8 protein-coding genes and 1 pseudogene are annotated in these 10895 nt (G+C 53.5%); 2 read left to right on the forward strand and 7 right to left on the reverse strand.

What is annotated here, in order from left to right; translation table 11 throughout:
- Window positions 1-15: 15 nt before the first annotated feature.
- The 4 genes and pseudogenes from iolG to JFY74_14470 form a co-directional block, all read right to left on the reverse strand.
- Window positions 16-1002 (reverse strand): inositol 2-dehydrogenase, encoded by a 987-nt coding sequence (gene iolG, locus JFY74_14455; protein ID QQG27295.1) that lies wholly within the window; start codon window positions 1000-1002, stop codon window positions 16-18.
- A gap of 502 nt (window positions 1003-1504) precedes the next feature.
- Window positions 1505-1711, reverse strand: a pseudogene (locus JFY74_14460) (hypothetical protein).
- A gap of 118 nt (window positions 1712-1829) precedes the next feature.
- A complete protein-coding gene (gene iolD / locus JFY74_14465) occupies window positions 1830-3761 on the reverse strand; it encodes a 3D-(3,5/4)-trihydroxycyclohexane-1,2-dione acylhydrolase (decyclizing) (protein ID QQG27296.1) in 1932 nt (643 codons plus the stop codon).
- A gap of 357 nt (window positions 3762-4118) precedes the next feature.
- Window positions 4119-5630, reverse strand: coding sequence for a CoA-acylating methylmalonate-semialdehyde dehydrogenase (locus JFY74_14470; protein ID QQG27297.1), 1512 nt, complete (start codon window positions 5628-5630; stop codon window positions 4119-4121).
- 326 nt (window positions 5631-5956) lie between these two features.
- Between JFY74_14470 and JFY74_14475 the strand changes: the two genes are divergently transcribed.
- Both JFY74_14475 and JFY74_14480 read left to right on the forward strand, forming a co-directional pair.
- Window positions 5957-6814 carry a MurR/RpiR family transcriptional regulator gene (locus JFY74_14475; GenBank protein QQG27298.1) on the forward strand — a complete coding sequence of 286 codons (858 nt, stop codon included), beginning with the start codon at window positions 5957-5959 and terminating at the stop codon, window positions 6812-6814.
- 47 nt (window positions 6815-6861) lie between these two features.
- Window positions 6862-7149, forward strand: a complete 288-nt coding sequence (locus JFY74_14480) for an antibiotic biosynthesis monooxygenase (protein ID QQG27299.1) — start codon at window positions 6862-6864, stop codon at window positions 7147-7149.
- Window positions 7150-7221: 72 nt separating this feature from the next.
- On the opposite strand, the gene adrA is transcribed toward JFY74_14480, so the two are convergent.
- The 3 genes from adrA to JFY74_14495 all read right to left on the reverse strand — a co-directional run bounded on the left by adrA (window position 7222) and on the right by JFY74_14495 (window position 10881).
- Window positions 7222-8283 carry a diguanylate cyclase AdrA gene (adrA, locus tag JFY74_14485; GenBank protein ID QQG27300.1) on the reverse strand — a complete coding sequence of 354 codons (1062 nt, stop codon included), beginning with the start codon at window positions 8281-8283 and terminating at the stop codon, window positions 7222-7224.
- Between the two features lie 227 nt (window positions 8284-8510).
- On the reverse strand, window positions 8511-9347 hold the full coding sequence (locus JFY74_14490) for a PRD domain-containing protein (GenBank protein QQG27301.1): 837 nt from the start codon (window positions 9345-9347) through the stop codon (window positions 8511-8513).
- Between the two features lie 109 nt (window positions 9348-9456).
- Window positions 9457-10881 (reverse strand): glycoside hydrolase family 1 protein, encoded by a 1425-nt coding sequence (locus JFY74_14495; GenBank protein ID QQG27302.1) that lies wholly within the window; start codon window positions 10879-10881, stop codon window positions 9457-9459.
- Between the last annotated feature and the right edge of the window lie 14 nt (window positions 10882-10895).

Here is a 10895-nt window from a genome sequence, read left to right on the forward strand (position 1 = left end):
CCGATGCCGATACGGTTACACGGCGACCTCCTTGCCTTGAGCCAATGATTCAAAGGCTTTATCCGCCAGATTTAGCGCACGCTCACCGTCCAGCCCGGAGCATTCCGGCTGCGTGCGGCCATTCAGTACATCGACAAAGTGCTGCCACTCTGCCGCGTAGGCGGCGTGATAGCGTTGCAGGAAGAAGTATTCGGGTTTCGCCGCCAGACAGCCGTCGTCGGTCCACTGCTCGACCACGTTTTCGCGGATGTTGCCCGCGCTGAGCACGCCTTTCGCGCCATGCAATTCGAGACGCTGATCGTAGCCGTAGCCAGAGCGGCGGCTGTTGACGATGGTCGCCATCGCGCCAGAAGCAAATTTCAGCACGATAAACGCAGTATCGATGTCGCCCGCTTCACCAATTGCCGGATCGACCAGATTACTGCCTTGTGCAAAGACCGACACCGGCTCTTCGCCCATAATGAAACGTGCCATATCGAAATCATGGATCGTCATATCGCGGAACATACCGCCGGAAACGCGGACGTACTCAGCAGGCGGCGGCGACGGATCGCGGGAGATAATCAGGAGAGATTCCGGCTTGCCAATGCGACCTTCACCCGCCAGCGTTTTGACGCGGCGGAATTGCGGGTCGTAGCGGCGGTTGAAGCCGACAAACAATGGCACGTTCTGCTGTTTGACGACGGTCAGGCAATCGCGAACGCGAGCAATATCCAGATGCACCGGTTTTTCACAGAAAATGGCTTTGCCGTGTTTGGCAGCCAGCTCAATCAGGTCGGCGTGCGTATCGGTTGCGGAGGCAATCAGGACGGCGTGCACCGCCGGATCGTTCATGACCTCGTCAACCGTTTTTACTTTGGTATGATGACGTTCTGCCAGCGCCGTGGCATTTGCTGGGTTGGGATCGACCACCGCGTACAGGTTGGTTTCTTTGTGTGCCGCGATGTTCACTGCATGGACCTGACCGATGCGGCCCGCGCCCAGTAAAGCGATGTTAAACATAGATGCTCCCTTGCTGCCTGAGTGGCGTGTAATGCCAGACTGAAAAAGTGACGGATAACGGCTAGTCGCATTCTCCCCAGCCCCATCACCCGCTCTTTACCGCGAATCCTGATAGATAAAATAAAACATTTATTTCAGTTTTGTATAAATTGAAAATTATGTTTTTGCGTGCCAGTTAACATTTTCATGACATCTTCGCTGTTTTCTGCAACCCCAATCACACATCGTGTGCGTACGTCTGTGGAGGTATACAAGGCTGTCAGCGGATCGAAGCAGCACAGGAACGCAATAGGAGAGAAAATGAAACTACGGTTTGAAAATGAAATGAATATTTCAGTTTAATTTGGGAGTCTAGAGGGAGGATTAGGCAGCACTAAAGATCTCAAACGTCATCTGCACAGGCTGTCCCTTCGTCAAATTTTATGCGAACGAGGAGACGGTTTCGTGCGCCACAATGCTGCCATTCCATGCTACCTCGTAGCACGCGCCCGACGCAGGGCGCTCAGTCGCCGCCGCCCTGCGAACCCAGGCTTCCGGCTAAATTATGTCGCTGCGCGATGCCATCGGTGTTCATGAGCACGATTCGAGCCGCCAGTGACGCGTTTACTCGCCCCATAAATGGGACTCGCCCTTCGGGCCAGCACAAGTGCTGTTCAAAAACGTCTCTGACGTTTTTGTCCTACGCGGCACTGGCTTTCGCGGCATCCATGCCGCTCACTCGATGCTCACGCCCACCGCTGCATAATTTTTACGCCGAGTAACGCCCAAATCCCACTTACGTCCCGACATTATTTGTGACTCAGAAATAGCCACTAAGGGGAGATCACCTAATATTGCCGTGCGCGGGAGAGCGCGGCTTTCACGCTATTGGCAGCAGCCTCGATCTCCGGGTTGTCGGCAACCTGTGCCGTACCGGTGCGCCACCAGGATTCGTAGCCGTGCGTCATGGTCTTCGGCAGTACTTTGATATCGAGCAGTACTGGTCCCGGATGTTCACGTGATTCCGTCAGCGCCTGCCTGAGCGAGTCTTCATCATGCACCCGCCACGCTTTGCAGCCGTAGCTTTCCGCATTCTTGGCGAAATCCACCGGAATGAGTGCGCCGCGCAGTTGCCCCGACTCCGCATCGCGGTAGCGATTTTCCGTACAGAAGCTCCCCATTCCCTGACTCATTTGCAGGTTGTTAATACAACCAAAGCCCGCGTTATCGAATAGCAGCACGGTGATTTTGATGCCCTCCTGTACCGCCGTTTGCAGTTCGGTATGCAGCATTAAATAAGACCCGTCGCCGACCATCGCGTAGACCGGCTGTTGCGGTGCCGCAAGGCGTGCACCAATCGCCGCCGCAATCTCGTATCCCATACAGGAATAGCCATATTCCAGATGATAGCTGTCCGGCGTTTTCACCTGCCACACGCGCTGTAGATCGCCCGGTAACGAACCCGCCGCTCCCACCACAATCGCGTTGTCTTCCAGTTTCTCATTCAGAATGCCCAACACACGCGTTTGCGTCAGGTGGGTATTCAGCATCTGGCGGTATTCATCCAGCTTGTCTTCCAGACCATCCACCACTTCTGGCACCAGTTCACCGCTATCCTGCACGGTAAACAACCGCTGTAGCTCGCGTTCCCATTCAGCACGAGCCTGTTCGACGGCCTGCTGCCAGCCGCTACGATACGATGCCGTCGCCAGCCGTTCAGACAGCGCTTCCAACCCGACACGCGCATCGGCGATCAGAGGCAGCGCATCCAGTTTTAGTGCATCGAACTCGGCAACGTTGAGCAGTAAAAATTCAACGTTCGGGTTCTGAAACAGCGACTTGGAACCAGTGGTGAAATCGGTTAAACGCGTCCCGACGCCGATAATCAGATCCGCCTCGTGCGCCAGCCGATTCGCCGCCAGCCCGCCCGTCACGCCAATACCGCCGCAGTTCAGCGGATGTGATGACACAATCGCGCCTTTGCCTGCCTGCGTTTCGCCAAACGGAATCGCAAACCGCTCGGCAAATTGCGCCAGCGCATCATGTGCGCCGGAATAACGGACACCGCCGCCACAAATCAGCATCGGACGACGCTTTTTCGCAATCAGCGCTGCCGCCTCATCCAATCGTGCCGCATCCGGCGGGCGTCGTTCGAGGTGATGGACGCGCTTACGGAAAAACGATGCCGGATAATCCCAGACTTCCGCCTGCACATCCTGCGGTAAACATAGCGTCACCGCGCCGGTATCGGCCGGATCGGTCAGCACGCGCATGGCGTTAATCAGCGCACTCATCAGTTGTTCAGGGCGATTAATGCGATCCCAATAGCGGGAAACGGGTTTGAAGCAGTCATTGGTGCTGATCGACAGATCGTGATACTGCTCGACCTGCTGCAATACCGGATCTGGTTGGCGGCAGGCGAAGAGATCGCCGGGCAGCAGCAGCACCGGAATGCGGTTGGCGGTGGCGGTCGCCGCCGCAGTCACCATATTCGCCGCCCCCGGCCCCACCGATGAGGTCACCGCATAGATTTTCCGCCGCTTGTGCTGTTTAGCGAATCCGACGGCGATATGCGCCATTCCCTGTTCGTTGCACCCCTGATGCACGGTGAGACGGTTCGCCTCTTGTTCCAGCGCCTGACCAATACCCAGCACATTACCATGACCAAAAATGGTCATAACGCCTTGAACAAAGGGGGATTCTTCACCGTCTACGCTGAGGTATTGCTGGTTGAGGAACCTGACCAGCGCTTGCGCCATGGTGATGCGACACGTATCCATTGATCTACTCCTTAAATAAGGATCTGATTTCTATAATGAACTATGTATATTCAGCGAGCATTTCGTGCGCGAAAATTTAGCCATTTTTATGCTGCGTCGTAGCACGCGCCCGACTCAGGGCGCTCAATCGCCGCCGCCCTGAGAACCCAGGCTTATGGCGATAAATTATGCCGCTACGCGGGCCCTTCGATATGCGCCACCGTCATCCGAACCGCCAGTGACGTGCTCCCAGCACGGCACTGCCTTTCGCGACATCCTTGTCGCTCTTTCGGCGGTGTCCCCTACCTCAGCATAATTTTTGACGCCGGAAGAGCAAAACCAGTGCACTCCATTCATCGCCCGTTAGCGGTCAAATCCTCACTCCAGCGTGGGCATGACGAAGCTGCTGGTGTGGTGTTCCAGACGGACGCTGGCGGGCCAGCGGCTGGTGACGGTTTTCATGCGGGTGTAGAAGCGCACGCCGTCATTACCGTGAACGTTCAGCGGCCCAAAAATGGAGCGCTTCCAGCCGCCGAAGCTGTGGAATGCCATCGGCACCGGAATCGGTACGTTCACGCCGACCATGCCTGCCTGCACCTCTTCGCAGAACTGGCGTGCTGTTTCACCATCGCGGGTAAAAATAGCGGTGCCGTTGCCGTATTCATGGTTATTAATCAGCGTCACCGCCGTCTGGTAATCCGGCACACGCACTACGGACAGCACCGGGCCAAAAATTTCTTCCTGATAGATCTTCATCTCCGGCGTGACGTTATCGAACAGCGTCGGCCCGATGAAGTAGCCTTGCGGGTGCCCCTGTACAGACAGCGTGCGGCCATCGATGCGCAACGTCGCGCCCTGATCGACGCCACTTTGAATATAGTCGGCAATCTTCGCCCGGTGCGGTGCGCTGATCACCGGCCCCATTTCATTTTCCTGCCCGTCAACCAGACCTGGCCCGACGCGCATTGCTTTGATCTGTGCGCTCAGACGCTGATGCAGCGCTTCCGCCGTGTCATCACCAACAGCCACCACCACTGACAGCGCCATGCAGCGCTCGCCTGCCGCACCAAACGCCGCGCCCATGATCGCGCTGGCAGCCATGTCCATGTCGGCATCCGGCATCAGGATGCAGTGGTTTTTCGCCCCGCCCAGCGCCTGACAGCGTTTGCCATGTGCCGACGCCGTCTGATAAATGTATTCCGCCACCGGCGTTGATCCCACAAAACTCACCGCCTGTACCCGCGGATCGGTCAGCAGGATGTCCACCGCTTCTTTGTCACCCTGAACGACGTTAAAGACGCCATCCGGCAGGCCCGCTTCTTTCAGCAGTTGCGCTAACAGCAGCGAGAGCGACGGATCTTTTTCCGACGGTTTCAGCACAAAGGTATTGCCGGTCGCCAGCGCAATCGGGAACATCCACATGGGCACCATCGCCGGGAAGTTGAACGGCGTAATCCCGACGCACACGCCGAGCGGCTGCATGAGTGAATGACTATCCACCCCAGTACCGACATTCGCCGAGTGTTCACCTTTTTGCAAATGGGGAATACCACAGGCAAACTCAACGACTTCCAGACCGCGCGTCACCTCCCCCACGGCATCGGAATAGACCTTGCCATGCTCCTGTGAAATCAGCCGGGCCAGCGTATCCATGCGTTCTTCCAGCAGCACTTTAAAGCGAAACAGCACGCGCGCACGGCGTAGCGGAGAGTGCTTTGACCACGCAGGGAATGCCGCCGCCGCGCTGGCAATAGCCTGCTCGACTTCCGCCTTATCAGACATCACAACCTGGCGAATCTGCTCGCCCGTCGCTGGGTTATACACCGCGGCGTAGCGTTGGCTGTTGCTGGAGGCAATCGCCCCCTGAATGAAGTTAGATACGGTTTCCATGTTTACACCTTTGTGGGTTTTGAGGAGACAAACGGCTGACATCGGATTACAGTATATGAAATGAATATTCCATTTAACGTAAAAATAAAATAAATGTTGATTATTGTGATCCGCTGCGAATTTTTATGTAAACTTGAAGACAGCCGTCCATAAAGACAGGCGAGCAGCCTCTGAAAATAGCCGTATCGATAAAAGGTGTGCCGCCAAAATGTCGTACAGATAAAACAACCGTATCCAGAAATGAATTTTCTGTTCCGTTTCAGGCGCCAGTCATGAAATCGCCCTAATGGGATAGATTCTTATACGTCTTTGGGAGATAACCCGATATGCCCATGGCAACCAGCCTGAGAGAGTTACAGGAACAGATCCGCGAGCGTTATGATTCGCTCAGCAAGCGCTTGCAGCAGGTGGCACACTATGTGCTGGATAATACCAACAGCATCGCGTTCGATACCGTCGCGGTGATCGCCGAACGAGCTGACGTTCCTCCCTCAACGTTGATTCGCTTCGCCAACGCCTTTGATTTCAGCGGCTTCAACGAAATGAAACAGTTGTTCCGTATGAATCTGGTGGAGGAAACCGCCAGCTATACCGACCGGGCGCGGCTGTTTCGGGCGATGGAAGCTGACGCCGTGCCAGAAACGCCGCTGGATATTCTGCATGAGTTTGCCCGCTCAAACGCGCAGGCAATGCAGCAGTTGGCGGCACGCACCCCGCCAGAGGATCTGCAAAAAGCCGTCGATCTGCTGGCACAGGCTGAGACCATCTATATCGTCGGGCTGCGGCGCTCGTTCAGCGTCGCCACTTACCTCACCTACGCGCTCAGTCATCTGGAAAGCAGCCCGATTCTGGTCAACGGATTGGGAGGCATGTTTCGCGAACAGCTCAGCCGAGTCAGCTCGCGCGATGTGGTGGTTTCCATCAGCTTCTCGCCCTATTCACAGGAAACCGTGATGGTCAGTGAAATGGCAGCGAAAGCCGGCGCGCGGCAAATCGTGATTACCGACAGTCAAATTAGCCCGCTGGCGACGCTCAGCGACGTTTGCTTTGTCGTGAAGGAGGCGCAGGTTGATGCGTTCCGTTCACAGTCCGCCACGCTATGTCTGGTGCAATCGCTGATGGTGTCGCTGGCCTACCGGCAGGGAAACGGCGCAGATCAGAGTGAAAAACAGCAGCGCGGCTAGTCGGAATCGTTTAATTAGCAGGACTCACAGAGAGGGAGAGCCGTTTTATGCTTAAAGTGATCGCACAGGATTTTATTAAGCCTGAGTACATTGAAATCGTCATGCCGCTGTACCGCGAATTAGTAGAGAAAACCCGACAGGAGCCGCTGTGCATCTCCTATGAGCTTTTTATCAATCAGAAAGATCCGGGGCATTTCACCTTTATCGAAACCTGGCCGGATAAAGCCGCACTGGACACTCACTGCCAGACCGAACACTTCCAGCGTCTGGTTCCGATGATCAATAGCCACCAGCGGGCCGAGTGCACCTTCCTGCTGATGGATCCGTTTGAGTAACGCTGCGCCGCTCGCTGGCTATCAACCTATTTTGAAAGTAACGACGGGAGCTCCCACCGTTTCTTTGCATATTCAGGCAACTTCAGTTCGGCGACGGCCTTTGTTTTTTGCCCGGTAAAGTGCCATATCGGCGGTCTTTAACCAGTCAATATATTGACCCATTTCCGGTGAAATCTCCGCAATACCGACGCTGACAAACACCGCCAGCTGCGGCGTTTGGTTCAGGAATTTCAGCGATAAGCTCTCCCGAATGCGGTTCACGGCGTCTAACGCCTCTCCCGCGCTAGTCTGCGGTAAAATAACGGCAAACTCATCTCCACCAAATCGTCCAATCACATCCGTCTCCCGAAAACCAGATGTCAACTCACGCGCCAGCAGCAATATCGCCTGATCGCCGACGTTATGCCCAAAGTTATCGTTAAAGGCTTTAAAATGGTCGATATCAAACAGAACTAACGTCGCCGTACGCTTATAACGCTGACAAATGTCATATTCGTGTTTCAGCAAGCGTTCCCAGTGATGACGGTTATAGAGGCTGGTCATACCGTCATGAATACTGACTTCCATCAGCATCCGTTTGTGTTCCGCCAGTTTCAGCGCAGTGGTGTAAGTGACATAGCCGAGAAAAATGGGGTAGACCAACAACATCGGCAGGCAGGCATAAAGCTGTATCGATGTCGTATTCAGAGAAACAGGCACAGCAAACAGCACAAGAATCATCACACAGACGACACACTGTAATACGATGCCCTGCACAAACAGCTTTATCCCACCGGCAGCCGTACCGTTCATCCCTACCATCGCAGCAATCAGGGCGCTGGGCAGAAGATTAACGCCCATAAACCCAATCCAGATGCCACCAAACGCCACATCAATCAATAAATTACGCTTCTCGCACTGCATCGGGTCGCGTGACCGCAGGGACAGCGCGTAGGCAATGTGAGGCCAGATAAAGGTGTTAAGAAAGAGCAACACCCACAAGAGCGTCGGGACAGGCCGGGTAATTAGCACCGAGGAAATAAAGAGAGCGCACAGTATCGTACCGACAATCCGTGGAATATAGACTCGCTGGGAAAAGCGTAGCCCTGAGCGACGTACATCTACCGTCAAAAACATCGGCGGCGAGGCTGACATAACGACCTCCTATACGGTTCACTAACAAATAGCGAGAAAAAAGAACATTATGGCTGAAAATCGGCCAGTAACAGTGAGCCATTTTTGAATTTATTTTGTTACATAACGAACAGACACCGTAAAGGCGAAATAGAGTAACACAAGCGTTAACTCGCGGTGGTCTTACCCGTGCGCTGTGTTCCTCACCGAGAATTATCCCGATATGCCTGTCACGATAGCTTGTATGACTAAGATGGGGAGGGTTGTAAGCGGTTGATGTGAATAGTCAGAAACATAATTTCATCAGTAGTTAGCTGGCAGCTGTAGTTTTTTTCCACATACTCATACACCTTCATCGCACAGGCATAGGCCCGCGGCATCATTTCGGTAATCCCCTGATAGATAGAATCATCACCGTGACTTACCGTTTCCCGATTTAACAGACGCAGGGCGAAGAACTTCAGATGCGTAATCAAACGCTGATAATTGAGAGAGCGCTCATCAAACGTGATGTGCAAGTCATACTTCAGGATGGTCAAAATATCTTTAATGATGCTCGCACTTTGCATCGTGCTCTGCATATCGCTGTTGTTCGTCGCATTCGCCAGATGCAGCGCAATAAACCCCGCCTCATCCTCCGGTAAATCAATATCCAGTCTGGTACGAATCAGTTCCAGCGCCTCCAGCCCAATGGCAAATTCACTGCGATAGAACTGGCGAATATCCCATAGCATTAGATTTTTGATCGTCTGCCCTTTCTTGTGGCGTTGAATAGCAAAATTGATGTGATCGCTTAATGCCAGAAACAGCGTGTCCTGTACATCAAGCCGCAACGTTTTTTGCGCCAGAGTAATGATTTGCTGCGTCACCGCCAGACAATCAGAGGGAATGTCCGCTAGCAGTTGTGACAACACATCAGCTATACCGTCACTTTTCTTCACGAACTGGCTTTCAATACGCAGTGGATCGATAGGGTCACCCACTTTCTTGCCAAAGCCGACACCTTTACCCATCGCCACAATTTCCCGTCGGTCATCAGCCAGCACCAGCACAGCATTATTGCTCAGTATCTTTTTTATTATCATCGCATCAGCCGCCCTGTCTGACGGGAAGGCACACGGCCTTCCCTACCGTTTAACGCCTCGAACGTAGTATCGATGGGCGTCTTTTCAATGTCGTTCGTTTAAGGTTCGATTACGCTTCTGAGCTATCCAGCCCATTGTTTTTAATGACATCAGCATACCAGTATGCGCTTTTTTTACGGATACGCCGCAGATCTTTCAGATCGAACTCTTCACGATTAACGTAAATAAAGCCATAACGTTTCGAGCATCCCTGATGGGTGGAAATGAGATCCAGCGCTGACCATGGGGTATAGCCGAAGACATCGACTCCGTCGGTAATCGCCAGCTGAATTTGCTCAATGTGGCGTTGCAGATAATCGATGCGGTAATCATCGTGAATCTCACCGTTTTCATCCAGCGTATCGAACGCGCCCAGCCCATTTTCTGTAATGATCAGCGGCAAATGATAGCGATCGTGTAGCTCACGCAGCGTATTACGGAAGCCAATCGGATCTATCTCCCAGCCAAAGGCATTTTTCTGCAACCACGGATTACTTGCACCGCGATGTACGCCCTCTTCACCCGATTTAAGGTGCTGATCGCCCCCGCGTGCGATTTCATCCGAACCGTCACCTTTACTGGCCTCAACCGTTTGCGAGGTGTAGTAGTTAAACGCGATAAAATCAGGTTTGGCCGATGCCAGAATATCCATATCGCCGGGCTGGATCTCCGGCGTATAGCCTTTCTCTTCCATATAGCGCCAGGCCGCCGTGTTGTAACGCCCATACACCGCCATATCCAGATACAGCCAGTTGCGGATCGCGTTATAGTTGAACGCCGCCATCACATCTTCAGGCTTTGATGACGCTGGATAGATCAACGCAATATTGGGTGCCGGGCCAATTTTTGCATCGGGCGCTTTTTCATGCAGCGCATTCATCGCTTTTGCCTGCGCCACCAGCATATTGTGGTTCTGCTGATAGAGATTCTGCTTCGGGTTTTCCAGCGTAGGATCCAGTGTGCCCAATGCCGAACCGTGCAAAATCATCATGTTCTGCTCGTTGATGGTCAGCCAGTACTTCACTTTGTCGCCGTATTCATCAAACAGGATGTTGGCAAAACGTTCAAACGCGTCCACCGTTTCCCTGTTGAACCAGCCGCCTTTTGCCTGTAACGCCTGTGGCAGGTCGAAATGGTACATCGTGACGATCGGTACAATACCGTAATGCAGCAACTCATCGATAAGATTATGATAAAACGCAATACCTGCCGGGTTTACCTCGCCGCTGCCATCAGGAATAACGCGACTCCAGGCGATAGAAAAACGGTAGGTTTTAAAGCCGATATCAGCAAACAGCGCGACATCTTCCTTGTAACGGTGATAGTGGTCGCTGGCGACGGTAAAGTCTGTGGTGCCCTCAGGGTAGGACATTCTGGCATCAATCACCGACGGCCCCTTGCCGTCTTCATTCCATGCCCCTTCAACCTGATAAGCCGATGTCGCAGCGCCCCATAAAAAACCCTCAGGGAAGCGTTTAAGATGATGGTATTTCAACGTTTTTCTCCTTT

The sequence above is a fragment of the Pectobacterium carotovorum genome (assembly GCA_016415585.1).
Classification (GTDB): domain Bacteria; phylum Pseudomonadota; class Gammaproteobacteria; order Enterobacterales; family Enterobacteriaceae; genus Pectobacterium; species Pectobacterium carotovorum_K.

Coding starts and splice junctions, on each gene's coding strand:
- JFY74_14475 (QQG27298.1), top strand. CDS start 5,957: ATGCCCATGGCAACCAGCCTGAGAGAGTTACAGGAACAGATCCGCGAG.
- adrA (QQG27300.1), bottom strand. CDS start 8,283: ATGTCAGCCTCGCCGCCGATGTTTTTGACGGTAGATGTACGTCGCTCA.
- iolG (QQG27295.1), bottom strand. CDS start 1,002: ATGTTTAACATCGCTTTACTGGGCGCGGGCCGCATCGGTCAGGTCCAT.
- JFY74_14490 (QQG27301.1), bottom strand. CDS start 9,347: ATGATAATAAAAAAGATACTGAGCAATAATGCTGTGCTGGTGCTGGCT.
- iolD (QQG27296.1), bottom strand. CDS start 3,761: ATGGATACGTGTCGCATCACCATGGCGCAAGCGCTGGTCAGGTTCCTC.
- JFY74_14470 (QQG27297.1), bottom strand. CDS start 5,630: ATGGAAACCGTATCTAACTTCATTCAGGGGGCGATTGCCTCCAGCAAC.
- JFY74_14480 (QQG27299.1), top strand. CDS start 6,862: ATGCTTAAAGTGATCGCACAGGATTTTATTAAGCCTGAGTACATTGAA.